Annotated in this window: 26 protein-coding genes and 4 pseudogenes; 11 read left to right on the top strand and 19 right to left on the bottom strand. The window is 73.2% G+C overall.

Annotated features, from left to right (window positions below):
- Nucleotides 1–27: 27 nt before the first annotated feature.
- Nucleotides 28–1,593, bottom strand: a complete 1,566-nt coding sequence (locus tag ACTMS0_RS11525) for a trypsin-like serine protease (protein ID WP_441155122.1) — start codon at nt 1,591–1,593, stop codon at nt 28–30.
- A gap of 194 nt (nt 1,594–1,787) precedes the next feature.
- Between ACTMS0_RS11525 and ACTMS0_RS11530 the strand changes: the two genes are divergently transcribed.
- Nucleotides 1,788–3,353: a hypothetical protein gene (locus tag ACTMS0_RS11530; protein WP_441155123.1), complete on the top strand. Its 1,566-nt coding sequence runs from the start codon at nt 1,788–1,790 to the stop codon at nt 3,351–3,353.
- Nucleotides 3,354–3,368: 15 nt separating this feature from the next.
- Here the strand turns inward: ACTMS0_RS11530 and ACTMS0_RS11535 are convergent, their stop codons facing one another.
- From ACTMS0_RS11535 to ACTMS0_RS11555, 5 genes and pseudogenes are all read right to left on the bottom strand, one after another.
- Nucleotides 3,369–5,267, bottom strand: coding sequence for an ABC transporter ATP-binding protein (locus tag ACTMS0_RS11535; protein WP_441155173.1), 1,899 nt, complete (start codon nt 5,265–5,267; stop codon nt 3,369–3,371).
- Nucleotides 5,268–5,290: 23 nt separating this feature from the next.
- Nucleotides 5,291–7,150: an ABC transporter ATP-binding protein gene (locus ACTMS0_RS11540; protein ID WP_441155124.1), complete on the bottom strand. Its 1,860-nt coding sequence runs from the start codon at nt 7,148–7,150 to the stop codon at nt 5,291–5,293.
- Between the two features lie 36 nt (nt 7,151–7,186).
- Nucleotides 7,187–7,699, bottom strand: a complete 513-nt coding sequence (locus ACTMS0_RS11545) for a methylated-DNA--[protein]-cysteine S-methyltransferase (RefSeq protein ID WP_441155125.1) — start codon at nt 7,697–7,699, stop codon at nt 7,187–7,189.
- Nucleotides 7,696–8,067: pseudogene (locus ACTMS0_RS11550) on the bottom strand (DNA-3-methyladenine glycosylase family protein); the annotation flags it as partial. The gene ACTMS0_RS11545 and the pseudogene ACTMS0_RS11550, both read right to left, overlap by 4 nt.
- Before the next feature lie 98 nt (nt 8,068–8,165).
- A pseudogene (locus ACTMS0_RS11555) lies at nt 8,166–9,207 on the bottom strand (bifunctional transcriptional activator/DNA repair enzyme AdaA); the annotation flags it as partial.
- Nucleotides 9,208–9,439: 232 nt separating this feature from the next.
- Between ACTMS0_RS11555 and ACTMS0_RS11560 the strand changes: the two are divergent.
- Nucleotides 9,440–9,922 carry a hypothetical protein gene (locus tag ACTMS0_RS11560; protein WP_441155126.1) on the top strand — a complete coding sequence of 161 codons (483 nt, stop codon included), beginning with the start codon at nt 9,440–9,442 and terminating at the stop codon, nt 9,920–9,922.
- 101 nt (nt 9,923–10,023) lie between these two features.
- On the opposite strand, the pseudogene ACTMS0_RS11565 reads toward ACTMS0_RS11560, so the two are convergent.
- Nucleotides 10,024–10,791 (bottom strand): annotated as a pseudogene (locus tag ACTMS0_RS11565) (EamA family transporter); the annotation flags it as partial.
- A gap of 95 nt (nt 10,792–10,886) precedes the next feature.
- Here ACTMS0_RS11565 and ACTMS0_RS11570 point away from each other — a divergent pair.
- Both ACTMS0_RS11570 and ACTMS0_RS11575 read left to right on the top strand, forming a co-directional pair.
- A complete protein-coding gene (locus ACTMS0_RS11570) occupies nt 10,887–11,390 on the top strand; it encodes a MarR family winged helix-turn-helix transcriptional regulator (RefSeq protein WP_441155127.1) in 504 nt (167 codons plus the stop codon).
- Nucleotides 11,391–11,541: 151 nt separating this feature from the next.
- Nucleotides 11,542–12,306, top strand: a complete 765-nt coding sequence (locus ACTMS0_RS11575; RefSeq protein ID WP_441155128.1) for a Type 1 glutamine amidotransferase-like domain-containing protein — start codon at nt 11,542–11,544, stop codon at nt 12,304–12,306.
- A 28-nt stretch (nt 12,307–12,334) separates the two neighbouring features.
- Here the strand turns inward: ACTMS0_RS11575 and ACTMS0_RS11580 are convergent, their stop codons facing one another.
- Genes ACTMS0_RS11580 through ACTMS0_RS11605 form a run of 6 tightly spaced genes read right to left on the bottom strand, consistent with a single transcriptional unit; the run spans nt 12,335 to nt 15,136 of the window.
- On the bottom strand, nt 12,335–12,682 hold the full coding sequence (locus tag ACTMS0_RS11580) for a hypothetical protein (protein WP_441155129.1): 348 nt from the start codon (nt 12,680–12,682) through the stop codon (nt 12,335–12,337).
- Between the two features lie 29 nt (nt 12,683–12,711).
- A complete protein-coding gene (locus ACTMS0_RS11585; protein WP_441155130.1) occupies nt 12,712–13,263 on the bottom strand; it encodes a nucleotidyltransferase domain-containing protein in 552 nt (183 codons plus the stop codon).
- A 55-nt stretch (nt 13,264–13,318) separates the two neighbouring features.
- On the bottom strand, nt 13,319–13,885 hold the full coding sequence (locus ACTMS0_RS11590; RefSeq protein WP_441155131.1) for an exonuclease: 567 nt from the start codon (nt 13,883–13,885) through the stop codon (nt 13,319–13,321).
- Complete coding sequence (locus tag ACTMS0_RS11595; protein ID WP_441155132.1) at nt 13,882–14,373, bottom strand: hypothetical protein; 492 nt, start codon at nt 14,371–14,373, stop codon at nt 13,882–13,884. The genes ACTMS0_RS11590 and ACTMS0_RS11595 overlap by 4 nt, the downstream gene beginning before the upstream one ends.
- Nucleotides 14,374–14,383: 10 nt before the next feature.
- Nucleotides 14,384–14,701 carry a type VII secretion target gene (locus tag ACTMS0_RS11600; protein ID WP_441155133.1) on the bottom strand — a complete coding sequence of 106 codons (318 nt, stop codon included), beginning with the start codon at nt 14,699–14,701 and terminating at the stop codon, nt 14,384–14,386.
- A 6-nt stretch (nt 14,702–14,707) separates the two neighbouring features.
- The gene (locus tag ACTMS0_RS11605) at nt 14,708–15,136 is read right to left on the bottom strand and encodes a YbaB/EbfC family nucleoid-associated protein (RefSeq protein WP_441155134.1); all 429 of its coding nucleotides are present in this window, start codon (nt 15,134–15,136) and stop codon (nt 14,708–14,710) included.
- Between the two features lie 157 nt (nt 15,137–15,293).
- Between ACTMS0_RS11605 and ychF the strand changes: the two genes are divergently transcribed.
- Nucleotides 15,294–16,379, top strand: a complete 1,086-nt coding sequence (gene ychF / locus ACTMS0_RS11610; protein WP_441155135.1) for a redox-regulated ATPase YchF — start codon at nt 15,294–15,296, stop codon at nt 16,377–16,379.
- A gap of 106 nt (nt 16,380–16,485) precedes the next feature.
- On the opposite strand, the gene ACTMS0_RS11615 is transcribed toward ychF, so the two are convergent.
- The 3 genes and pseudogenes from ACTMS0_RS11615 to ACTMS0_RS11625 all read right to left on the bottom strand — a co-directional run bounded on the left by ACTMS0_RS11615 (nt 16,486) and on the right by ACTMS0_RS11625 (nt 18,493).
- Nucleotides 16,486–17,034 carry a DUF1062 domain-containing protein gene (locus ACTMS0_RS11615; RefSeq protein WP_441155136.1) on the bottom strand — a complete coding sequence of 183 codons (549 nt, stop codon included), beginning with the start codon at nt 17,032–17,034 and terminating at the stop codon, nt 16,486–16,488.
- A 212-nt stretch (nt 17,035–17,246) separates the two neighbouring features.
- Nucleotides 17,247–17,357: pseudogene (locus ACTMS0_RS11620) on the bottom strand (IS5/IS1182 family transposase); the annotation flags it as partial.
- Nucleotides 17,358–17,614: 257 nt separating this feature from the next.
- Nucleotides 17,615–18,493 carry a S1 family peptidase gene (locus ACTMS0_RS11625; protein WP_441155137.1) on the bottom strand — a complete coding sequence of 293 codons (879 nt, stop codon included), beginning with the start codon at nt 18,491–18,493 and terminating at the stop codon, nt 17,615–17,617.
- A gap of 402 nt (nt 18,494–18,895) precedes the next feature.
- Here ACTMS0_RS11625 and ACTMS0_RS11630 point away from each other — a divergent pair, with 402 nt between their 5' ends.
- From ACTMS0_RS11630 to ACTMS0_RS11645, 4 genes are all read left to right on the top strand, one after another.
- Nucleotides 18,896–19,393, top strand: coding sequence for a hypothetical protein (locus tag ACTMS0_RS11630; protein ID WP_441155138.1), 498 nt, complete (start codon nt 18,896–18,898; stop codon nt 19,391–19,393).
- A 172-nt stretch (nt 19,394–19,565) separates the two neighbouring features.
- Nucleotides 19,566–19,775, top strand: a complete 210-nt coding sequence (locus ACTMS0_RS11635; protein WP_441155174.1) for a hypothetical protein — start codon at nt 19,566–19,568, stop codon at nt 19,773–19,775.
- Nucleotides 19,776–19,844: 69 nt separating this feature from the next.
- Entirely contained in the window at nt 19,845–20,180 is a 336-nt protein-coding gene (locus ACTMS0_RS11640) for a YciI family protein (RefSeq protein ID WP_441155139.1), read from the top strand.
- The gene (locus ACTMS0_RS11645; RefSeq protein ID WP_441155140.1) at nt 20,173–21,492 is read left to right on the top strand and encodes an RNA polymerase sigma factor; all 1,320 of its coding nucleotides are present in this window, start codon (nt 20,173–20,175) and stop codon (nt 21,490–21,492) included. The genes ACTMS0_RS11640 and ACTMS0_RS11645 overlap by 8 nt, the downstream gene beginning before the upstream one ends.
- Nucleotides 21,493–21,561: 69 nt before the next feature.
- Here ACTMS0_RS11645 and ACTMS0_RS11650 read toward each other — a convergent pair whose 3' ends face one another.
- Entirely contained in the window at nt 21,562–21,924 is a 363-nt protein-coding gene (locus tag ACTMS0_RS11650; RefSeq protein ID WP_441155141.1) for a PH domain-containing protein, read from the bottom strand.
- 35 nt (nt 21,925–21,959) lie between these two features.
- Entirely contained in the window at nt 21,960–22,853 is an 894-nt protein-coding gene (locus tag ACTMS0_RS11655) for a LysR family transcriptional regulator (protein WP_441155142.1), read from the bottom strand.
- Nucleotides 22,854–22,966: 113 nt separating this feature from the next.
- Here ACTMS0_RS11655 and ACTMS0_RS11660 point away from each other — a divergent pair, with 113 nt between their 5' ends.
- A complete protein-coding gene (locus ACTMS0_RS11660) occupies nt 22,967–23,383 on the top strand; it encodes a VOC family protein (protein WP_441155143.1) in 417 nt (138 codons plus the stop codon).
- Nucleotides 23,384–23,441: 58 nt separating this feature from the next.
- Here the strand turns inward: ACTMS0_RS11660 and ACTMS0_RS11665 are convergent, their stop codons facing one another.
- Entirely contained in the window at nt 23,442–23,747 is a 306-nt protein-coding gene (locus ACTMS0_RS11665) for a 4a-hydroxytetrahydrobiopterin dehydratase (RefSeq protein ID WP_441155144.1), read from the bottom strand.
- A 182-nt stretch (nt 23,748–23,929) separates the two neighbouring features.
- On the opposite strand from ACTMS0_RS11665, the gene ACTMS0_RS11670 reads away from it, so the two are divergent.
- On the top strand, nt 23,930–24,370 hold the full coding sequence (locus ACTMS0_RS11670; protein WP_441155145.1) for a (deoxy)nucleoside triphosphate pyrophosphohydrolase: 441 nt from the start codon (nt 23,930–23,932) through the stop codon (nt 24,368–24,370).
- Nucleotides 24,371–24,448: the final 78 nt, after the last annotated feature.

Raw genomic sequence — 24,448 nt, forward strand, 5'->3', positions numbered from 1 at the left:
GCGTGGCGCTTCGGTGTCCAGCGGCGGTCAGGACGGCTGCTGCCGGACGAGCATCGGGCCGCGGGTGGCCAGCGTGAGGCTGAGCGACCCACCGGTCTGCGCGTTCGCCCGGTCCAGGATGGTGGAGACCGGCGCGTAGACGTTGCGCTCGTTCCGGTTGGTGCACGGGCCGCTGCCCGGGTCGCCGTAGGAGAGGATGCCGATCGCTTTGCCGTCGGCCTCGGTGAAGAGCGGGCCGCCGCTGTCGCCCGGTCGGGCGCAGATCCGGACCCCGATGCCGCCGCTCGCCTTGTCGGTGACCTCGCCGCACCGGGTCCCGGGCAGGTAGCCCGCGCCGGCGCCGGAGTCGACGTACTGCTCGCCCGACTTCGGGGTGTAGCCCGAGCCGGTCGCGCAGACGACCCAGCCGACCTGCACGGCGCTCGCCGGCACCAGACCGGTGATCCGGACGTCCCGGCTCGTGGTGCACCGCGGGTTGTCCGCCACGCACCAGTAGTTGACGAGGCTGGGCTGGTCGCCGGGGCGCCTCGGGTACGCCCAGCGCTCGATCGCGTTCGAGATGTACGGCATGATCGCGTAGTCGTACGGGAAGGCGTTCTCGGCGAGCACCGGCGTGGTCGACTCGATGCCCACCCGGACCTTCTTTCCGAGGTACTGGTGCCAGGTCATGTCGACGTGCTGGTGCCGCCCACCGACGACGCAGTGCCCGGCGGTCAGCACGTATGAGACCGCGTTCCGGCCCACGATGTTGAAGCCGGTGGTGCAGCCACCGACCGTGCCGTCGTCGCGGGGCACGTCCAGCCGGATCCCGCCCCGCATCGGCGCCTGGGCGCAGTAGCGCGGGTCGCACGCCTTCGGCACGCTCGTCCCGGCGATCCGGGCCTGCGCGCGGGCGGTCACGTCGGCGTCGGCGAGCGCGTCGGCCAGTCGCGGGTCGTCGGCGGCGATCCGGTCGCCGGTGAGCACGACGACCTCGTTGGCCTGCTGGTCCACCACCACGTCGGTTCCCGCGACCCCGTCGAGCGCGGTGGCGAGCCGGGAGGCCGCGGCGGTGAGGCGGGCCAGCGGGACGCGTACCGGAACCACGCGGAGGTGCGCCCGGTCCGGATCGCCGGCCAGCGCGGCCCGGACCGGCCCGGTGTCGGTCGCCGCGATAGTGAGGAGCCCGCCGCCGGCCTGGTCCAGCCACATGCCGCCGTAGGTGTCGGGGAACCGGTCGGTGAGCCGCTCGGCGAGCGACGGCGACCGCTCCTGGAGGGCGAGCCGGCGGGTGGCCTCGGTCGCCGACACCCGGTACCGGTCCCGGAGGTACGCGACGGAGGCGGGCGCGACCCGGCCCACCGCGGCGGTGGCGGAGCCACCGGCGGCCGCGGCGCGACCCTCAACCGGGGACGGCTGGGCGTCGCCGATCGCCTCGTCGGCGCTCGGCGACGGGTCGCTCCCCGCGCCGACGACGCCGGACTCTTCCGTAGCGCCCACCGGGGCCGCCGGCGCCCGCCCGGCCTCGTCCCTGGGTGCCAGCGCGACGGCCGCCGCGCCGATCGCACATGCGGCAGCCAGTCCCGCGACCGCGATCCGTGTCCTGGTACGCACGCCGCAACCTCCCCGTGTGTCCGGCGGTGCGCGATCGGCGGGTACCGGGAGCCGGAGCCGATCGACGAGCCGTGATTCTAGCCATGGCCCGGTGTGGCGGTGTCGACCGAGCCGGTGCCCGTTCAGGGGACACCCGTCCGCCGACGTCTGTGGCAGCATCACCGCGTCCGTACGGCGCGCGGGGGAGGGCCACCATGGACGAGGACATGCGACCACGCGCGGTGTGGCCCGAGCTGCTCGGCGTCGTCGCGGCCGCGGCGGTCGGACTGGTCGTCGCGGCCGGCGGGTTCCCGCTGACGCTGTTCGCCGCCTTCACCGACATCCTGGCCCGCGGGCCCATGGGGCCGGGCGTGTACGCGGCGGCTGTGCTCGCGGTGGCGATCGCCGTGCCGGCGCTGCTGCCGCGGCTGCCGGGGTGGCCGGTGGCGGCAGCCGGTCTGGCGGTCTACCTCGCCGGCGACCTGACCGACGCGGACCTGATGATGAAGGCGCTGCTGCCCATCGAGGTGGGCACGACACGCGAGGTCGCCCTCGCGCTCGCCGCCACCGCCGGCCTCGGGCTCGCCCTGGGCGGGGTGCTGCTCGCGCTCGCGCAGGCGTCGCCGGCCACCTCGTGGTGGGTCGGCGCGGGCCTGGCCGCCGGGCTGGTCCTGCACCCGGTCAGCGGCGAGCTGTTCCGCGCGGTGCTGCCCCCGTACGGTGCGACGGTTCCGGGCGCGGACCGTGGGACCGGCGACCTTGAGCTCTGGCTCGCCCTCGGGCTCGCCCTGGTCGCCGCCGTCGTCGCGTACATCCGGGGGAGCGGCCCGCTCGGCTCCGCCCGGTTCCGGCCCGGCGCGCCCGTGGCGGTGATCGCCGTCGCCGCGCTGCTCCTCCTGGGTCTCGCACTGCGGATGGGGATGCTCCGGGAGTTCCGCCCCAGTTCCGACGAGATGGCCGGCCAGGACCGCACGGAAGAGTCGTTCGCCCAGGTGTCCGCTGTGGTCCTCGCCGCCGTCGCCGCGCTCCTGCTGACCGCCTACGCCTACCGGCTCGGCCGTGCACGGGCCGCCCGCTGGGTGGTGCTCGGCGCCGCGGCGGCGCCGATCGCGGTGGTCACGTTCCCGGACACCGGCCCGTCGTCGGCGACCCGGACGGCGCTCGTCCTGCTGCTCGGGCTCCTGGCGGTGGCCGGCGGTGCGCTGGCGGGTCGGCACGCGGCGGGGATGCTGCCCTGGGACGCGCTCGGACTGGTGGTGGCCGCCGCCGCGACTGCCCTGACCTGGCCGGTGGCCCGGGCGGACCTCCCGGCCGACACGGTCGGGCCGGTGCTGGTCGCCGTCGGTCTCGGCCTGGCCTTCGGGTCCGGCATCGTCCTGGTGACCGGTCCGGCGGGGACGCCGACCGCGGGCCCGCCCGGCACGGTGAACGGTGGTGCGGTGGGCTCGCCGGCTGCCGGCCCGGCGGGAGGATCGACTGCCGGTCCGGCCGACGGGCAGGCCATCGCGCCCCTGGGAGAGCGGACCGGTGGTCGGACCCGTGACGCGTCCGCCGCCGGTGTGCTCGTCCTCGGGCCGGCCGCGCTGATGCTCTGCGCGACGGCGCTCGCGCCGGTCGTGCTCCGCGCCCAGGCCGGCGTGCCGGAGCAGGATCCGTCCTTCACCGTGCCGCTCTTCACCACGATGGGCGCCGTGCTGCTGGTGCTGCTCTTCGGGTTCGCCCGGACGGTCGACCGTCTGCCCCGGGACCTGCGCGCCGAGGCGGCCGCGTCCGCCTCGTAGCGAAGCCGGGGCAACCTACACGAGGGAGTCGCGCCACTGCCGGTGCAGCGCGGCGTACCGGCCGTCGGCCGCGATCAGCTCGGCCGGCGGGCCGTCCTCGACGATCCGTCCCGCCTCCACCACCACCACCCGGTCGGCGATCTCGACCGTGGACAGCCGGTGCGCGATCACCAGCGCGGTGCGGTCCCGCAGGATGGTGCCGAGGGCGTGCTGGACCGCCCGTTCGGTGGGGACGTCCAGCGACGAGGTCGCCTCGTCGAGGATCAGCACCGCCGGGTCGGCGAGGAACGCGCGGGCGAAGGCGACGAGCTGCCGCTGACCGGCGGAAAGCCGACCGCCCCGGCGGTGCACCTGGGTGGCGTACCCCTCGGGGAGCGCGGCGATGAAGTCGTGCGCGCCGATCGCCCGCGCGGCCGCCGCCACGGCGGCGTCGTCGGCGTCGGGACGGCCGAACCGGATGTTCTCCGCCACCGTGCCGCCGAAGAGGTGCGTCTCCTGGGTGACCAGCACGAGCGCGCGGCGCAGCTCGGCGTCGACGACGTCCCGCAGGTCGACGCCGTCCAGCAGCACCTGGCCGGCGACCGGGTCGTGGAAGCGCGCCAGCAGCTTGGCGATGGTCGACTTGCCGGCGCCGGTGGGCCCGATCAGCGCGACGGTCTGCCCGGCCGGGATGTCCAGGTCCAGTCCGGTGAGAATCGGGGCGTCCGGGCGGTACCCGAAGGTGACCGACCGGAAGGTGACCGCGCCGCGGGCCGGCCCGGCCGGCAGCGGCACCGGGCGGGCCGGCTCGGGCACGGCCGGCCGCTCGTCGAGCACCCCGGCGAGTTTCTCCAGCGCCGCGGTGGCCGACTGCAACGAGTTGTAGAACTGGCTCAGCTCCTGCATGGGCTCGAAGAACCGCCGCAGGTAGAGCAGGAAGGCGGCGAGTACGCCGATCTCGGTGTGGCCGCCGAGCACCCGCCAGCCGCCGTAACAGAGCACCACCGCCACGGTGACGTTGCCGATCACCTTGATGCCGGGGGAGTACGTGGCGATCAGCCGGAAGGCGTTCAGACTGGCCCGCCGGTAGTCGTCGCTGACCGCGTCGAAGATCCGCTGGTTGCGGGGCTCGCGGCGGAACGCCTGCACCGCCCGGATGCCGCGCATCGACTCGACGACGTGGACGATGACCAGCGCGATCGTCTCCCGGGTGCGCCGGTACGCGGCGGCCGAGGCGCGCGCGAACCAGCGTGACAGCCCGTACAGGAAAGGGAACGCGAGCAGGGTCACGGCGGCCAGCGGCGGGTCGAGCCAAAGCATGATGGCGGCCACCGACAGGATGGACAGGGCGGCGAGCACGAGGCTGTCGATGCCGCCGCCGACCAGCTCGCCGATCGAGTCGAGGTCGCTGGTGAGCCGGGAGACCATCCGACCCGACGTGTACCGCTCGTGGAACGCCACCGACAGCCGCAGGAACTGGCCGTACACCCGCTGTCGCAGGTCGAGCAGGACGGCCTGGCCGATCCGCGCGGAGAGGACGAGGAAGCCGCGCCGTGCCGCGTACTCCACGGCGGTGGCGACGGCGAACGCGGCGGCGATCCCGATCAGCGGGCCGGGATTCCCGGCCCGTAGTGGCGCGATGGCCCGGTCGATGCCGAGCATCACGAGGTACGGCCCGGCCATGCCGGCCGCGTTCTGGCTGAGCAGCAGCGCTACCGCGACGGCGAGCCGCCAGCGGTGCGGGCGCAGCAGGTCCCGCAGCAGCACCCGGCTGCGGGCGCGCAGCCGGGCCACCGCCACCGGGTCGGTGTCCTCGGCGTGGCTGCGGTCGGCGTCCGGGTCGGTGGCGATCCCGCGCCAACTGTCCAGGTCGGGCGGTCGGCGCGGCGGCGGATCGGACGGCCGCCGTGGCGACGGCACGGGCCGAGGCGGCAATTCCGTGTCGCCGTCGGCCCCCGTCACGACCGCACCAGGCCCCGCCCGCCGGGTGCGGGGTCACCCGCCGCCGGGTCGGGCGCGCCCGACGGCGGGCCGGGCGCGCGCGCCGGCGGTTCCGCCGAGAGCAGCGCACGGTACGCGGGCACGGCGGCGAGCAGCTGTGAGTGCCGACCCACCGCCGTGATCCGCCCCTCCTCCAGCAGGGCGACCCGGTCGGCGAGCGCGATGGTGGACGGCCGGTGCGCCACCACCAGCGCCGTGGTGTTGCGCAGCACCCGGCGCAGCGCCGCCTCCACCATCGCCTCGGTGTGCACGTCGAGGGCGGACAGCGGGTCGTCGAGCACGAGCACCGCCGGCCGGCCGAGTACGGCCCGGGCCAACGCCAGCCGCTGCCGCTGCCCGCCGGAGAGCGACAGACCCTGCTCGCCGACGCGGGTGGCGAGCCCCCACGGCAGGTCGTACGCGAAGTCGGCCTGCGCCAACGCGAGCGCCGCGCGGACCTCCTCCTCGCCGGCGTCCGGCCGGCCCAGCGTGAGGTTCTCCCATACCGACATGGAGAACAGCGTCGGCTCCTCGAAGGCCACCCCGACCAGCCGGCGCAGCGAGGCGAGACGCAGGTCCCGCAGGTCGTGCCCGTCCAGCGTGATCCGCCCGCCGCTCACCTCGTGCAGCCGGGGCACCAGCGACAGCAGGGTGCTCTTGCCCGAGCCGGTCGCACCCGCCAGCGCCACCGTCTCTCCCGGCTCGACGGTCAGGTCGAGGGCCTGCAGGACGGGTGCCGTGGCTCCCGGGTAGCGGAACGAGACCCCCTCGAACACCAGCCGGCCGCGCACGTCGGCCCGGGGCAGCGCGACCGCGTGCGGACGGTCCACGATGGCGGGCGGGGTGTCCAGCACCTCCCGGACCCGGTCGGCCGCGGTCGCCGCCTCCTGCCCGCCGGCGATGATCCAGCCGAGGCCCTGCACCGGCCAGACCAGCATGAGCTGGAGGCTGACGAACGCCACCAGCTCCCCGATGGTGAGGACGCCGTTCGCGGCGGCGGCCGCGCCGGCGACCAGCACGACGGCCAGGGTCAGGTTCGGCACCAGGTCGAGGCGGGCCGACGTCGCGGCGAGCAGCCGCCCCTTGCCGACCCCGGTGTCGTGCAGGGCCCGGGCTCCCTCGGCGAACCGTGCGGCGAGTTCCGGCCCCCGCCCGTACGCCTTCATCGTGCGCAGCCCCTGCGCCGTCTCCTCGACCAGGGTCGCCACGTCGCCCTGCTGGTCCTGCATGCGCCGGGAGGCGGTGTGGTAGGCCTGCGCGAAGCGCCGGGCGATGCGGAACAGCGGCACCGCGCTCGCCGCCACCAGCAGGCCCAGCACGGGGTGCAGCCGGATCAGCAGCACCACCACGACCACGTACGTGACCAGGTTGAGGATCAGGAAGAACAGGCCGAAGGAGAGGAACCGGCGGATCACCGACAGGTCGGTGGTGATCCGGGACAGCAACTGGCCGGACTGCCACCGGTCGTGGAAGCTGGGCGGCAGCCGTTGCAGGTGGGCGTAGACGTCGGCGCGGATGGCCGCCTCCATCCCCACCGAGGAGGACGACTGCACCCAGCGCCGGACGAAGATCAGCAGTGCCTCGGCGAGGCCCAGCAGCAGCGCCAGGCCGGCGAGGCGGACCAGCCCGCCCGGATCCTGCCGGGCGACCGGGCCGTCCACCACCCGCTGGGCCACCAGCGGCACCGCGATCCCCGCCGCGGTGGCGGCCAGCCCGGCGACGAGCAGCCAGGCGAACTGCACCGCGTACGGGCGCAGGTAGTGCCGGAGGCGCCAGAGGTTGTGCAGCGGATGTCGGCCCGTGGCGGGGACCGAGTCTCCTTCACTGTCCGCAGGCACTACCCGACGGTAGCGGGATTGGGAGCGGTGCCGGTGTCAGCTTGTTGTCAACCGCCGCTCATGACCGAGAAGCCACTTCTTCACGTCCAGCCCCCATCGGTAGCCACCGAGCGTCCCGTCGGTGCGCAGCACCCGGTGGCAGGGGACGAAGAGCGCGGCGGCGTTGCGGGCGCAGGCCGCCGCGGCGGCGCGGACCGCCGCCGGGCGTCCGGCCAGCCCGGCGAAGCCGGTGTACGTGACGGGCTCGCCCGGCTTCACGTCGCGCAGCACCGTCCAGGCGTACGCCATGAACGCCCCTCCGGTGTGCTGCTCGACCGGCACCGTGTCGATCGCGGTCAGGTCGCCGTCCAGGTAGGACGCCACGGCGGCGCTGACCGAGCCGAGGTCCGGCCGGGGCCGCAGCGGCGCCCGCAGGCTCGGGTGGATGAGGGGGACCAGGGTCTGCGGATCGGCGGTGAAGCCGGCGGCCCGGACCGCCCCGTCGGGCCCGGCGACGATGCTGAGGGGGCCGGCCGGGGTGGCGATGAGGGTGCTGTCGATCGTGCTCATGCTGCTCTCCAGAGTCGGATGACCGCGTACGAGCGCCAGGGGCGCCAGCGGTCGGCGTACGTGTCGAGGGTCTTCGGGTCGTCGGGCAGGCCGAGGGCGGCGGCCCCGCGGCGTACGGCGAGGTCGGTGGGGAGGAACGCGTCCGGGTCGCCGAGCGCGCGCAGCGCGACGTAGTCCGCCGTCCACGCCCCGATACCGGGCAGCGCCAGCAGCCGCCGGCGGGTCTCCTCCCGATCCCCACCCGGCTCCAGATCCAGCGACCCGTCGGCGACCGCCCGAGCAAGCCCCCGAATGGTCTCCCGCCGCGCCACCGGCATCCCAAACCCGTGATCCGGAATGCCAAGCACCTCCTCAGCCGACGCAAACCCCCGCACCCCCCGCCACTCTCCCTGTTGATCATGAGGTTGGCGGCGATGTGGATCTCCCTGACTGCCGCCAACCTCATGATCAACGGGGTGGGGGTGGGTGAGGGGTGGGAGGTGGGTTAGGAGGCGGGTCAGGGTGGTGCGGGCGGAGGTGACCGAGACCTGCTGGCCGATGATCGCGCGGACGGCCGTCTCGAAGCCGTCGGCCGCTCTCGGGACGCGGACACCCGGTTCGGCGGTCACCGCCGGGGCGAGGGCGGGGTCGGCGGCGAGCGTCTGGTCCACCGCCACCGGGTCGGCGTCGAGGTCGAGCAGACGGCGGCAGCGGGCCACCGCCGGCGCCAGATCGCGCATGTCGGTCAGCCGCAGCGTCGCGACCACGTGCCCGTCCGCGGGGGTCAGGGCGGCCTCGCCGGTGCCGTGCGGCAGCCGCAGCCCCCGGCGGTACGTCCCGTCGCGCACCTCGTCGACGCCCGGCAACGCGCGCAGGGCGAGGAAGTCCAGCAGCGCCCGGGCGTGCAACGGCGGCCGGTACGCGAGCCGTACCGTGATCGTGCCCGCCCCTCCCGGCGCCGGGCGCTGCCCCCGGGCGGTCCGCAGCTCGGTCGGCGCGACCCCGTACACCTCGCGGACGGTGTCGTTGAACTGCCGGACACTGCCGAACCCGGCCGCGAACGCGACGTCCGCCATCCCGAGCCCGGTGGTCTCGATCAGCGTGCGCGCGGTCTGCGCGCGTTGCGCCCGGGCCAGGGCGAGCGGCCCGGCCCCGAGTTCGGCGCGGAGCATCCGGTGCAGGTGCCGCTCGGTGTAGCCGAGGCGCGCCGCCAGGCCGGGCACCCCGTCCCGGTCGACGACACCGTCGGCGATCAGCCTCATGGCGCGCCCGACGACGTCCGCCCGCACGTCCCACTGCGGCGAGCCGGGTGCGGCGTCCGGCCGGCACCGGCGGCAGGCGCGCAGGCCCGCGCCCTGCGCAGCGGCGGCCGACGGGAAGAACCGGACGTTCTGCCGCTTCGGGGTGATCGCCGGGCAGGACGGGCGGCAGTAGATGCCGGTCGAGGTCACGCCGGTGTAGAACCAGCCGTCGAACCGCTGGTCGCGGCTGTCGACGGCCCGGTAACACCGTTCGAAGTCCAGGTCCACGCACCGATGATGCCCCCAGCCCGGAGACACTGGCTGGCGGGATTCGGACGTGGGTGTAAGGAAGGGCCCCTGGTTAACGCCTCCGGTAGAAGAAGGGCCCCTGGTTAACACCCACGGTCCTGCCCGCGGACCGGGGCGCGCAGGATCCCGTCGCCGGAGCCGCCAACCGGCCGCCGAAACTGTCGGTTGTGGTCGGTACCGTCCCGCCACCAACTCAAGAAGGGGTGCGGCGATGGCGAGCGGGGCGGGTCGGCAGGCGGCGTCGACGCGGGAGGGGCATCCTCCACCGGACCGGGCGGTGGTGCAGGGCTTCTACGTCCGCATGCGCGCCGTCGCCCCCGCGGCGGTCGGCGCACTCGACCGCGACCGCGCCGGCGACCCGGGGCGGGCCTTCGGCGACACCGCCTGCGGCCGGCTCGTCCGTTCCCTGGACGACGACGGGCTCCGCGCCCTCGGCATGTGGGTGCACCACTGGTGCATGCGCTTCTACGACGACGACACGCGGGCAGCGCTGCGCCTGCTGCGGGAGATCGCCGCCCGGCCGGGGCTGGGGTGGACGGCCGACGAGGTCCGCTGGATGCTCCGCGAGTCGTACGCCACCGGCCCGGCCGCCGAGGCCCGCTTCACCCTGCCGCTCGCCGCCGCCGCCGAGCTGGCCCCCGGCGCGCTGCGGATCGAGCCCGTCGTGCCGCGCCAGCCGGGTCCCCGCGACTGACGCTCGGCGGCCGGCCGGCGCGGGGGGAGCTGGCCGGCCACGGTGGCGCCGACCGCCAGCGCGAAGCCGGCGAGCTGCCCCCCGGTCATCGCCTGGCCGAGCACCGCCCAGCCGAGCACGGCGGCGGTCAGCGGGCTCAGTGCGCCGAGCAGGGAGACCTGGGTGACCGGCAGCCGGGCGGCGCCGCGGAACCAGAGAGCGTACGCCAGCGCCGTGCCGACCAGCGTCAGCCAGGCGTACCCGGCCAGCGCGGGCAGGTCGAGGGCGGGTGGGACCCCCTCGACCAGCAGCGCGGCGGGCACCACCAGCAACCCGCCGGCGGTGAGCTGCCACCCGGTGGCGGTGAGCGTGCCCACCCCCGGTGGGCGGCCCCAGCGCCGGGTCAGCACCAGCCCGGTCCCCATCGCCGCGGTGGCGGTCAGCCCCGCCGCCACGCCGAGGGCGTCCAGGCCGGCATCCGGGCGGAGCACGACCAGGGTGACGCCGACCAGTGCCGCGACCGCCGCGGCGAGCGCCCGTGGGCGGGGGCGCTCGCTCAGCACCAGCACGGTCAAACCGGCGACCAGCAGGGGCTGGGTGGCGCCGAGGACGGCAGCCGTCCCGCCGGGCAGTCGGTACGCGGCCAGGAACAGCAGCGGGAAGAAGGCCCCGATGTTCAGCGCGCCGAGCACTGCGCTCCGCCACCACCAGGAGCCGTGCGGTCGGTGTCGGGTGACGGCGAGCAGCAGCAGACCGGCGGGCAGGGCCCGGAGCGCGCCGGACCAGAGCGGCCGGTCCGGGGGCAGCAGCTCGCTGGTGACCAGGTACGTCGTACCCCAGGCGACCGGCGCGGCGGCGGTGACCAGGGGATCGAGGCGGCGGTGGTCCATTGCTCCTCCTCACAATGCTCTCGGCTAAGTAGCTTAGTGCTAAGCTACTTGGTGTCGAGCGATATGCGGGGTGCGAGGTGCGGCACAATCCGGATGTGGCGCAGCGGGACGACGTCGACGGCATCGTCGAGCAGTGGCAGCGGGAACGGCCGGGCATGCGACCCGAGCCCATGGCCGTCTTCGGCCGCATCTACCGCCTGGCGCGGCTGGTCGGCGACGAGCAGGAGCGCACGTACGCCCGGTGGTCGATCAGCCGGGGGGAGTTCGACGTGCTCGCCGCGCTGCGCCGCGCCGGTGCTCCGTACACCCTGGCGCCGAAGGCGCTCGCCGCGTCGCTGATGCTCACCTCCGGCGGCATGACCGGCCGGCTCGACCGGCTGGAACGGGCCGGGCTGGTCCGCCGCTCACCCGACCCGGCCGACCGGCGGGGCCTCCAGGTGACGCTGACGGACGCGGGCCGCGCGCTGGTCGAGGAGGCGGCGGACGCCGGGCTCGCCGTGCAGCGCCGGCTGCTCGACGCGCTGCCGCCGGAGGACCAGGAGCGCCTCGCCGACCTGCTACGTACCCTGCTCGGCGCGGCGACCGACGCCCAGCGTTGATCCGCGCCGCTTAACGCGCCCGGCGACGGCGCACGTTCACCAAAGGCGCACATTCACGGAAAGAGTGGCTGATCAGCCGGCTATAGCCACTCTTTCCGTGAAAGTGCGCGGGGCATGACCGGCGGCGGCTGGGTTCGGCGGCTGCGGCAGGATGGGCGACGCTCCCGACGGAAGGACGACCGTGGCCGCCAGCGAACCGACGATCCTCGCCACCAGCATGGGCATCTACGCGCCGCGCCGCGCCGGCGGGGCCCGGCGGATCAACCCGGTCTTCGACCTGGCCGCGGACCTGGCCGATGCCGGGCCCGAGCCGAAGATCTGCTTCCTCAACCAGGCCGAGGGGGACCAGCCGACCACGCTCACCCGGGTGTACGAGGCGTTCGCCGGCACCCGCTTCCGGATGACGCACCTGGCGCTGTTCCCGATGCCGAACGTGGAGGACGTCCGGGCGTGCCTGCGGGCGCAGGACGTCATCTGGGTGGGAGGTGGCAGCGTGGCGAACCTGATGGCCGTGTGGCGGGTGCACGGCCTCGGCGACATCCTGCGTGAGTGCTGGGAGGCCGGTGTCGTGCTGGGCGGGGTGTCGGCCGGCTCCATCTGCTGGCACGCCGGCGGCGCCACCGACAGCTTCGGCCTTGCGCTGCGCGGCTTCACCGACGGGCTGGGCTGGCTGCCGTACGGCAACGGCGTGCACTACGACAGCGAGGAGCAGCGCCGGCCGCTGATGCACCGGCTGGTGGGCGACGGCACGCTGCCGACCTCCCACTGCACGGACGACGGGACCGGCCTGCTGTACCGGGGCGAGCGGCTGGTCGAGGCGGTCGCGGACCGTCCGGGTGTGTCGGCGTACGAGGTCAGCCGCGGCCCGGACGGCAGCGTACGGGAGACACCGATCGGCCCCCGCCTGCTCGGCTGAGCGGGCTCGGGTCTGCGGGGCCGCCGGCTCAGACGCGGTCCTCGAAGGCGGCGCAGACGGTCGCCCGGACCCCGGGCCCCTCGATCGCGCGCAGCAGCTCCCGGGCCAGCGCGATCTGGTGCTCCTCGTCGACCGAGCGGTCGGTCGGGGTCAGCTCGACCCGCCAGCGGAAGTAGAGGTAGTCGTCCTCGTCGGTGGTGGCGAGGTGCGGGTCGAACCCCTCGTTGGGATTGATCTCCAGCAGGTTGCCCCGGACGTCCACCGAGTCCCGCCGGTACGGCACCGCGTCGGGCAGCCGGGTGCGGATCCGGTCCAGCAGCTCCGCCGCCTCGAGCGGGCCGTCGACCATGATCAGGAACTGCAACGTCGTCTGCACGTCTGCCACCTTGCCAGATGCGGTCCGGCTCAATCGAGCGGGAGGAACGGGCCGTTGTCGAACTTGCCGCCCCGGCGCAGCACCGAGAACTGCACCTTGTGCGGGACGTGGACGTCCATCAGCTCGCGCCGCAGGTGCGTGAAGTCGGTGCCCAGGTCGAAGCTCGCGAGCTGGCCGTTCTCGTTGATCCGGCGCAGCATCGTCTTGCGCAGCCGGGTGCCGTCGGGTGCCCGGGCGAGCGACCGCTCGGCGAGGTCGAAGAACGTGTCGTCGTCGACGATCAGGGCGACGTCGATGTCGGAGTCCGGGCGGGCGGTGCCACGGACCCGGCTGCCGTGGGCGACGAGATCGCCGTCGGGGAGCCCCGCCTGCCGCTGGGTCTGCCGGGCGCCCCGGGCGAATCGCGTCCACTGCCGCTCGGTGAAACCCTGCGGGATCCGCCGGGTGGTGCGGGTGGCGGCCGTTTGGGCGGCGTCACCGGCCACGTCGTCCGCCTTGCGCATCATGCTGCGGGCGGCCTGCGCGATGATGCCCCGCGCCGCCCGCGTCGCCCCGTCCGGGAGATCCCGCCGGCCGCTCATGCTGCCGCCTCCCACCGGTCGACGGTCCCCGTGCCGGGCCGGATGACTCGCTCGTTCATGCCGTCGCCTCCCGCCGGTGGCGCAGCACCGCGTCGAAGACCTGTGCCAGCTCGGCGGCGTCGTCGCCGGCGTGGTGGGTGTGCGGCACGTCGTGCAGCCCCAGCTCGTGCTTGATCTTGCCCTTGCGGGTCTGCACCCACTCGCTCGCGGTGACGCCCATCCAGTAGCTGCGCAGGTCGATGCCGGAACCGGTGGCCCCGAACGGGCTGCGCCCGGTGAAGCGGACGAAGTACCAGTGCACGAACATGCCGTCCCACACCGCCGGCGCCGCGAGAAACACCGGCCGCCCGACGCGGCGCAGCCCGTTGACCCAGGCGGCGGCGGCCGACATGGCCTCCTCGGCGGTCGGGGCCTCCCGGAGCAGGCGCTCGCGGTCCAGCCCGGACACGGCCAGGGCCGCCGGCACGTACTCGTCGGAGATCGGCCGTAGCTCGGTGTAGAAGCGCAGATCGGAGTGGCCGACCACGGCCATGCCGAGCGAGATCATGCTGTACGGGCCGGGGATCGGGCCGTCCGCCTCGACGTCGACGGCGACGTACAGCTCGGGCAGCGGGGCGGTCATCCCAGCACCGCCTTGACGGCCTGGTCGACGAGCAGGCCGAGCACCATGTCGGTGAGCTTCTTGAAGACCGGGATCTCCAGCAGCGAGGCGCCGAACGTCGGGGCCGCGGTGGCGATCGCCTGGATGATCTGCACCAGCAGGATCACCAACTGGACGATCACATTGATCTTGAGGGCCAGGACGACGAGCGCGCAGACGAAGAGCGTCGCCCCCACCATCATCGCCCCGGTCGCACCGTCGCTGAGCACCGCCAGCGCCGACCCGTCGGCCTCCCAGCGTTCCCGGAAGGCCTTGATCGCGTCGCCGTGGTTGCCGTCCAGCACCCGCTGCGCGCCGGCCGCGCCCTCGGCGGCGGCCTGCTGGAGCGAGCCGGCGAACTCCATCCACATCTGGCCCAGCTCGAACAGCTTCGTCTCGTCCGACTTCGGCCAGGTGTAGCCGAGTTCGTTCAGCAGGCCGGCGAGTTCGCCGGGGAGCATGATGCCCATTCGCTCGCCCCTACCAGCTCAGGTTCGTGAAGTTGGCCCGGTTGTCCTGCTCGACCAGGTCGTACTGCTCCGCCATGGTCTGCAGGCCGGTGCCGAACCCCCGTAGCCCGTCGACCACCGAACCCAGGCACTCCGCCGCGATCTCCTGGGCGACCTGGTACGACAGCCCGATCAGGCCACCCACGTCGTCGTCGCCGAAGATGTCGCCCATCGCCGCGCTGCGCGCCTGCAACGCCTCCCACTGCGCGGCGAGCTGCTCGGCCACCGACTCCAGGTGACCGCCGCCCTGCCGCAGCGAGGGCGGATGCACCTCAAGGTCGTCCGACATCCGCGATCACCGGGCGCCCTGCTGGATGCGCCGCACCGCGTCGGCCAGCGCCTCGGTCATCGCCGACATGCTGCGGACCGACTCGTTCTGCAACTCGTCGAGCGTCCGGCCGAGCTGCTCGGGGTCGACCGCCGGGGCCTGCGCGTCGGTGGCCGCCTGGTGCCGCAGGTCGTCGAGGGCCGCGTTCATCGCCTGGACGAGCTGCTCGCCGAGCAGGTCCGCGCCCATCCGCAGGGCCCGGGGATCCAGCGTCACCGACTCGACCCGCTGCCCGATCATCACCACCTCGACCTGGCCGCCCGCCGCGGACCCGACGCCCCGCGCCGGCTCCACCTCCGGCCCGTCGCCCGGCGCGGCCTCACCCGGCGCCCGCATCGACGCCAGGACCTGTCGGGTCTGCTCGAACAACCGGTCGAACTGCGTCACCTGGTCCACAAGGCCTCCCACGGACTCTCGGCGTCGGAAAGGGTAGCAACCGGTCACCACCACCCACCGACCGTGATCCGCTCGCTGGGACGGCCGGGCGCCGGTGGCGCCCGACACCCGAGGCAGGTGCCGGTGACCGGCGGGCAGCGGCGTAAGCTGGCCCGTCGTGAGTCTCACCATCGGCATCGTCGGCCTGCCCAACGTCGGCAAGAGCACGCTGTTCAACGCCCTGACCAAGAACGACGTGCTCGCGGCGAACTACCCCTTCGCCACCATCGAGCCCAACGTCGGTGTGGTCGGCCTGCCGGACGAGCGGCTGGACAAGCTCGCCGAGATCTTCACCTCGCAGAAGGTGATCCCCGCGCCGGTGTCGTTCGTCGACATCGCCGGCCTGGTGCGCGGCGCCTCCAAGGGGCAGGGCCGGGGCAACGCGTTCCTCGCCAACATCCGCGACGCCTCCGCGATCTGCCAGGTGGTCCGCGCCTTCTCCGACCCGAACGTGGTGCACGTCGACGGCAAGGTCTCCCCGGCCGACGACATCGAGACGATCAACACCGAGCTGATCCTCGCCGACATCCAGACGCTGGAGAAGGCCGTACCGCGGCTCGAGAAGGAGGCCAAGCTCCGCAAGGACCGGGCCGCCGCCCTGGCCGCCGCCAAGGCCGCCATCGACGTGCTCGACGGGGGCACCACCCTGTACGCGGGCGCGGCCGCCGCCGGGATCGAGCTGGAGCACCTGCGCGAGCTGCACCTGCTCACCACCAAGCCGTTCCTGTACGTCTTCAACGTCGACGAGGCCGAACTGGCCAACGCCGAGTTCCTCGACGAGCTGCGCGCCCTGGTCGCCCCGGCCGAGGCCGTCTTCATGGACGCCAAGATCGAATCCGAGCTGGTGGACCTGCCCGAGGAGGAGGCCCGCGAGCTGCTGGAGTCGATCGGGCAGTCCGAGCCCGGGCTGGACCAGCTCGTCCGGGTCGGTTTCCGCACGCTCGGGCTCCAGACGTACCTCACCGCCGGCCCCAAGGAAGCGCGGGCCTGGACCGTCCCGACCGGCGCGACCGCGCCGGAGGCCGCCGGGGTCATCCACTCCGACTTCCAGCGCGGCTTCATCAAGGCCGAGGTGGTCTCCTACCACGACCTGGTCGCGGCCGGCAGCATGGCGGCGGCCAAGGCGGCGGGCAAGGTCCGCATCGAGGGCAAGGAGTACGTGATGCAGGACGGCGACGTCGTGGAGTTCCGCTTCAACGTCTGACTCCGGCCTGTTTCCGCAGTTCAGAAGGTTGTGCCCTCGCCGATGCAGGGGACCAGGGGCCTGTCCGGCGGATCTTGCCGGACAGGCCCCTGGTTCCGATGAGGGCTCAGCGCTTGAGCGTGAAGGTGAAGTCGCCGGAGAGCTTGCCGCTCAGCCGGACTGCCGAAACGAGTTTCCCCTCCGTGATCAGTCTCTCGACCTCGGCCCGCGAAAGACCGCAACCTTCAGCGATCAGTCGCACCGGCCGGACAGGGATCCGCGCCGCAAAGCGGACCGAGACGTCGATCACCTCGCGGTCCAGGTGATCCGATCCGCCGGTGTCGAGGCGCCAGGCGTTGTCCCAGTCGAGGGCGATGCGACTACGGCGCCGCACGACCGGATCCTGGAGCAGCTCAGCTGTCAGGCCAGGGTCGTTGTCATGCAGCCGGTCCAGCAGCTCAGGTCGTACGGAGCGCACAGTCATCCGATCCAGGACCGTGAGCTTTGCAGTTTCCCCGCAAGCGGTACAGAGCGCGAGGAGCCAGGCGTCGATGAGCTTGTGATTTGCGTTGACGCGAAATTTACCGCTTGCCCGGAAGCGCTCGGACGCGCACGCGTGGCAACGGCGGAGAACGAGCGGCAGGCAGGTGGGCACGACCACCCAGTTTTTGAACACAGAAGTACACCGGTTTCAGTGAGAAGTCCGCAGCAAAAAGAAGCGCGGCGCACATGCGCGACGCGCGACGAATCAGCGCTTGGGAGGTCTCACAGGGTGTACAACGGCACGTCCTTGACTAGACGACTTGGTTCGGCAGCACGGTAATGGCGCACAGCGGCGCTGTTCCACTGGTTTTTCGAGCGCCTCACTGCCAGGTCCTGTCCGGCGGATCATGGACGAAGCCAGAGCCAGATCGCGGCGACGGTGACGGTGCCATGGAAGACGTAGGTCCGCTTGTCGTACCTGGTGGCCACGGCCCGGAAGTTCTTGAGCCTGTTGATCGTCCGCTAAGGTGCCGCACCAGATCCGGAACGACGGACCCGACGTGCTTCTCGCCATCTCCGTCTACTGGCTGCAGGACACCGCCTGAACAGGGTCCGGCGTCCCCTCGCCGGATGATCCACTCCAGGTCAGCGGCATGGCGGTGTCACTGACGTCGTAATGCCGCGTTGCCAGCGGCATGGAGTGGACCATCGTCTGGAACCGGGACGGCCCGGCCGCGCAGGGGGGAGCCTGCCGGCCGGGCGCGCCGGACGGATCAGAGAAGGTTCACCCTGTACGCGTCAGCCGCTTCGCGTACGGGCTGGTAGAAGGTGGTGCCACCGGTCCGGCAGTTGCCGCTGCCGCCCGAGGTGATGCCGAGCGCCTTGGTGCCGTCGTAGAGCGGGCCGCCGGAGTCGCCGGGCTCGGCGCAGACGGTCGTCTGGATCATGCCTTTGACGGTGCCACTGCCGACGTAGCGGACGGTGACGTTGAGCGCGGTGACCGTACCGCTGTGCGTGCCGGTGGTCGAGCCGGTGCGCCTGACCGACTCGCCGACGAAGGCGTCCGCCACGGTGTACCCGCCCGGGTGGCTGAGCGAGGCGTTGTCGTAGCGGACCAGCGCGTAGTCGTTGCCCGGGAAGCTGGAGCCGACGGTCGGGCCGATGAGGGTGGTCTGGCTGGAGTTGGTGTACCAGGTGTTGGCCACGTCGCCACAGTGTCCGGCGGTCAGGAAGTAGTACGTGCCGCCGCTGACGACGTTGAAGCCGAGCGAGCAACGGTAGCCGCCGCCGTAGATGGCGTCGCCGGCCGAGAGCAGCCGGGTGAAGACACCGGGGGAGCGTTGGATCCGGATGGCACCGGCGTTGCTGCCGGCGTCCTGCCGGATCTTTGCGATCTCGGCGGCCGAGACGGTGCTGTCGGCGGTCACGACGACGCGGCCGGACGCGGCGTCCACGTACCACGCGATGCCCTCGACGCCCGACCGATCCACGGCGCCGCTCACGGCGGAGAGTTCGCTGGCGCTGTACCCCTGGGCGGGCGCGGCGGCGGCCGGCGGGGCGAACGCTGCGGTGGCGATCAGGCCGACGGCCACCGCGAGCAGTCGTACGGATCGGGGGATCTGGCGGGCGACAGGGGGGCGAGTGGGTCTCACTGTCTCCTCCTCAGGAGTGAGAGGACCGGGGGTGGGGGTCCTCTGCGGTGTCGTCAGGAGCCGCACCAGCGGGCCGTCGATCCCGTGTTCCCGGCGACGATTCCGTGAGTATCGGCGTCCATCGATCACGAATGCAAGGGTGCCGGCGAGAAGCGTGCAACTTCCGAAAGGCAGGACGACGCCGGCAACGTCCGCCATCGAGGGAGGCTGACGGTTCGTGGTGAACAACTGCCGTGGGCCATCGACCGCTCTTGATCATCCGGTGACCGTCCTCTATGGTCATCCGATCGGCGATCATGGCGGCGGCGGTGTCGACGTCGCGGTCGCCAGTCGGAAGATCCGTTACCGGAACGCACGGGGGGCGTGGGCACATGGTGTCCGGCTCCGAGTAAGGGAGACGACGTGAATCGCAAGCTGCTCTCATCCGCCCGGATGGCGCTGGCGGCGCTGGCCGCTACCGCCCTCACGCTGGTGGCCGGCCAGTCGCCGGCCCTGGCGGCGCTGCCGTCCGACTACAAGATCGAGGTGTCGAGGTGGTACCACGGCTCCGGGCCGGCCGAGTCGAACACCATCAAGATCACCATCCGTAACGGCTGGAACGAGAAGGTCGGCGACGGCGAGTTCCGGGCCGACCCCGACGCATACGGCGCACCCGGCGACGCCCTCGGTGCGTGTGACAACCTCGCCGACGGGCTCGGCGTCGAGATCCGGATGGACATCGGCTCGTCGAGCGGCTTCCAGCAGACCGATCGCGTCGCGTCCACCCGCGGTCACAACTCCCCGTACTGCACCGGCTGGGTCACCGGAGACATCGCCGAGAACACGCCCGTCGCCGTCAAGGTGTGCCTGGTTAAGGGAGACCTGGAGTACTGCACCGGCGTCTACTACGCCCGCGCCTGACGTCCGAGCCGGCCTGCGGGCGAGTGTCTCCCCGCAGGCCGCCGGACGCACATCTCCCCGACCGGGACTAGGGAGCCGATCGAGCCGTGGGTCCGGGCGCTCCGACCGGTACGACGTCCGCCGACGGCGGTTCGATCAATCGGCCGGGCGCCTTCCGGTCGTCACCAGAGACCTGTCCTCCGCCGTACGCCTGGCTCGGGTCGTGGCGCGGTGGGCGAGCGTGCTCCCGCAGACCGACCCCGGCGAGACCACGGTGTCCGCCGAGGACGCGCAGCACCTGCGGCACCGCGCCTTCTGTGACACGCTGCTGCCCGGCGGCCGGCGCTGCGGCCTGCGCGACGACCATGACGGGCCCTGCTCGGTGCGGCCGCCGAGAATCTGATGGCCCGACGGTCCGGATCGGGGGTGCCTGTTCGTCATCCTGGTGACGCACCCGCGAGAGGAGCACACGATGAAGTACCTGATGTTCGTCTGCACCGACACCGAGCCGGACACCGACCGGTCCGACTGGCCCGACGTCGAGGCCTGGGTGGCGGAGAACGACGCCCGAGGACGTCGGCTTGCCGGCGAACGCCTCGCCGAGCCGTCGGCCGCCACCACGGTCCGCGTCCGCAACGGTCAACTCCTCGTCTCCGACGGCCCGTTCGCCGAGACCAAGGAGGTCATCGTCGGCTTCGACCTCCTGGAGTGCGCCGACCTGGACGAGGCGATCGAGGTGGCGCGTACCCACCCGATGGCCCGGGGCGGGCGGATCGAGCTGCGGCCCTTCGCGGACCTGGATGAGTGACAGGCCGGCACCGGCCGCCGCGCGACCCGACCGGCCTGCGGTGGCGGGGTCGGCCACGAGCGGCGGCCGGCCCGCGGTGGAGGCTTCGGCTCTGAGCGGCCAGGCGGTGGCGGCCGAGGCCGTCGCCACCGCCGGCCGGGAGGCGTACGCGCGGATCGTCGCCGCCCTCATCCGGGTCACCGGCGACTGGACGCTCGCCGAGGACTGCGCCCAGGAGGCGCTGGCGAGCGCGGTGCAGCGGTGGCCGGCCGAGGGCGTACCGGCGAACCCGGGCGGCTGGTTGATGACCGTCGCCCGGAACCGGGCGGTCGACGTGCTGCGCCGGGTCGACGTCGAGCGCCGGAAGCTGCGCGAGCTGGCGGTGCTGGCGTTGACCGGGCCGGACGGCGAGACCGCGCCGGGGGAGGGGGAGATCGTGGACGACCGGCTGCGGCTCGTCTTCACCTGCTGCCACCCGGCCCTGGCGCTGGAGGCGCGGGTGGCGCTGACGCTGCGTACCGTCTGCGGGGTGTCGACCGCGGACATCGCGCGGGCGCTCCTCGTCTCCGAGGCGACGATGACGCGGCGGCTGAGCCGGGCCAAGGCGAAGATCCGGGCGGCGCGGATCCCGTACCGGGTGCCGACCGGGCGGAGCCTCGACGAGCGGCTGCCCGGCGTGCTGGCCGTGCTGTACCTGCTGTTCACGCGCGGGTACGACGCCGACGGGCAGCCGGCCTTCGCCGGGGAGGCGGTCCGGCTGGCGCGGCTGCTCGACCGGCTGATGCCGGGGCAGCCCGAGGTGGCGGGGCTGCTCGCGCTCGCGCTGCTGCACCACTCCCGGCGGGACGCCCGCCGGGACGCGGACGGGAACCTGCTGACCCTGGACCGGCAGGACCGGTCCCGCTGGGATCACGCGGCGATCGCCGAGGGCCTCGACGCGCTGGCGCGCGCGGGGGACGGGCCGTACGCCCTCCAGGCCCGGATCGCCGCCTGCCACGCCACCGCCGTGTCCGCCGAGGCCACCGACTGGCCCGCGATCGCCCGGGCGTACGACCGGCTGGCCGGCCTCCAGCCGTCACCGGTGGTCGAGCTGAACCGGGCGGTGGCCCACGGCTACGCGTACGGGCCGGAGGCCGGGCTGACGCTGCTCGCGGCGGTGCGGGCGGGCGGCGCGCTGGACTCGTACCCGTTGGCGATCGCCGCCGAGGCCGACCTGACCGCCCGGCTGGGCGGCACCGCGCGGGCGGCGGCCCTGTTCCGCGAGGCGGCGGCCGCCTGCACCGGAGCCGAACGCCGCGCCCTGCTGGACCGCGCCACCGAGCTGTGCCCCTGACCTGCGGCAGATCTTGGAAATCCGCGGCCCCCCAGCCGAAAGCTTCCAAGATCTCTGCTACGGAGCGCGTCAGCTGATGTAGTGCAGGATCACGTTGTGGACGTGGTGGCTCTTCTGGGCGCCGCGGAACTCCACCTCGTACGTGTGCGTGCCGACGTGGATGGCGATGGAGCCGGTGGAGAAGAATGAGCCGCCCCACGACTTGTTGCTGACCACGCTCACGCTGGTGATCTTCGAGTACGGGATGCTGGTGATCGCGTACCGCTTGCCGATGAACGAGCGGTCCTGGATGATCACGCGCCGGTCGGTCAGGCCGATGAAGCCGGTGCCGGTGCCGACGGCGTCGTAGACGGCGATGATCTGCTCACCCTCGAGCAGGCCACTCTGGATCTGCTGGAACTGCTCCTTGCGGTCGTACGTCGCGTTCGCCATGACGTCAGGGTAGGTCGGGCGGACCACCACCAAGATCAACCAGTGGGTGCCGGGCTGGCGTCGCTCGCCGCCCGGACGAACTCGCGGACCCGGGCCGTCGTGTTGCTCTCCCGCCACACCAGGCCACGCCGGATCGGCGGCGCGCCGTGGATCGGCACGTACGCCACATCCGGGCGCGGATAGTAGCGACGGGTGTGCTCGCCGACCGGCAGCACGCCCCGGCCCATCGCGACCAGCGTCAGCATCTCGGAGAACGTCCCGCCCACCGGCCCCTTCGGCACGGGCCGCCCCGACGGGGTGTGCTCCGGCGTGCGGTCGCGCTTGAAGCCGGCCGAGGTCGCCGACGGGTACTGCACCACCGGGTGGTCGGCGAGCACCTCCAGGGAGACCGACGCCCGTTGGGTCAGGGGGTGGCCGGCGGGCACCGCGAGCACACGCGCCTCCTCCAGCAGCGCCGGACCGCAGGCCATCCCGTCGAAGGGGTACGCGGCGATGAGCAGGTCGATCGACCCGTCCACCAGGCTGGACCGCGAGTTGAAGAGCTGGACCTCGCGGACCTCCACCTGGCACTCGGGGTGCCGCTGGCTGAACAGGGCGACGGCCTTGAGCAGCACCGGCGCGGTCCACTCGCCGAGGAAGGCGACGCACAGCCGTCCGGTCACGCCGCGTCCCGCCTCGGCGGCCCGGCGGACCGCGTCCTCGATGCCGGCGACCAGCGGCGCCAGGTCGTCGGCGAGCTGCCGGCCGATCGGGGTGAGCTGGACGACCCGGCTGGTCCGTGCGAACAGCGGGGCGCCGATCCGGCGTTCGAGCTTCCGGACCACCTGGCTGACCCGTCCGGTGCTCACCCGCAGGCGCTCCGCCGTCCGGCCGAAGTGCAGCTCCTCGGCGAGGGTCAGGAAGGTCTCCAACTCGTGGCGTTCCAGCACGTCACATCCTGTCGTTGAGTCTGGCTCAACGATAGTGACGCGATCACGTCTTGGTCGGCCCGTCCGGCTGGCCGAAGGTGAGAGGACAAAGCCGAGCCGACAAGGGAGACACCATGAGCGGCACTGACAGCCAGCCCACCCCGCTGCGGGTGACCGGGTTCGACCACCTCGTCATCACGGTCGCCGACGTGGAGCGTTCGCTGGGCTTCTACTGCGGCCGGCTCGGCCTGGCCCCCGTCCGGGTCGAGGAGTGGCGGGCCGGGCAGGTCCCGTTCCCCTCGGTGCGGGTGAGCCCGGAGACGATCATCGACCTGGTCCGCGGAAACCGGGGCGGGACCAACGTGGACCACTTCTGCCTGGTGGTCGAGCCGCTGGACTGGCCGGAAGTGATCCGCTCGGGCGTCTTCGACGTGCTGGAGGGGCCGGTCGGGCGGTTCGGCGCGCGGGGGAGCGCCACCTCGGTGTACGTGCGGGACCCGGACGGCAACTCCGTCGAGCTGCGCTGGTATCCGCAGGACCGGCCGGCCTGAGACGTCGTCGAGCCCCCGCTCGCATCCGTGGGAGGCGGGCGGGGCTCCGGGGCGGCGGTCAGGATTCCGTGACCGCGCGGTACGCGTCCTCGATGCGGGCCGCCAGCAGGACCTCGCCCTCGGTCAGCGGCGCGTTGCCGTGCCCGACCCGGATCTGGGTGCGGTCGGCGCGACGGTTGATCTCGGGGCGCAGGTGCAGGGCGTCGGCGACCACCTTGACCCGCTCGGTGAGTGCCGCGTGCTGCGAATCGTCGATGACGAGGGTGCGTCTGATCTGCTCGCCTTCCCGGGTCCACCCGGGAAGCAGGGTCAACGCGTCGCTGAGGTAGTCGTGCTTCCCCCGCCCGCTGAACAGCACACGCATCACCACACCTCCCAGGCGCCGTTGCCGGCTTGTGGCCAAATCGTCGCCGTCCCGTGTCTTGCCGGTGGTTCTAGTCTGTCGTCGTACGGTGAGTGTGTCCACGGCCACACTTCCGTGTCTTCTTGGCCTGACGGTCGGCCACGGTACCCAAACCGCCGATTGATCTGGCACGCTGGACGCCCGTGCGGACCGAACGGGCCAACGACGGTGGGCAGGTTGAGCGACGGGAGCCGAAGGTGATCGTCGGTGCGGCGATCATCCGGGGCGGGCGGGTGCTCGCCTGTGCCCGCTCCGCGCCTCCCGAGGTGGCGGGCATGTGGGAGTTCCCGGGCGGCAAGGTCGAGCCGGGGGAGAGCGAGACCGCCGCGCTGGTCCGCGAGTGCGCCGAGGAGTTGGCCGTCCGGGTCGAGGTCGGCGACCGGGTCGGCCGCAACGTGCGGATGGCCCACGGCCGCTCGGTCCTCAAGGTGTACGCGGCCCGTCTGCTGCACGGCGACCAGCCGCAGGCGCTGGAGCACTCGGCGCTGCGCTGGCTCTCCGCCACCGAACTGGACACCGTCACCTGGCTCCCCGCCGACGCCCCGATCGTCGCCGCACTCCGTCCCCTCCTGGCCGCCGACTGACCGTCCCCCGTCGAACCGGAGGGACGGGCCGAAAACGGACGGGGGCCGGCGGCATGTGCCGCGGCCCCCGTCATGGTC

It is taken from the genome of Micromonospora sp. H33, from assembly GCF_052068455.1.
In the GTDB taxonomy this organism is placed as follows: domain Bacteria; phylum Actinomycetota; class Actinomycetes; order Mycobacteriales; family Micromonosporaceae; genus Micromonospora.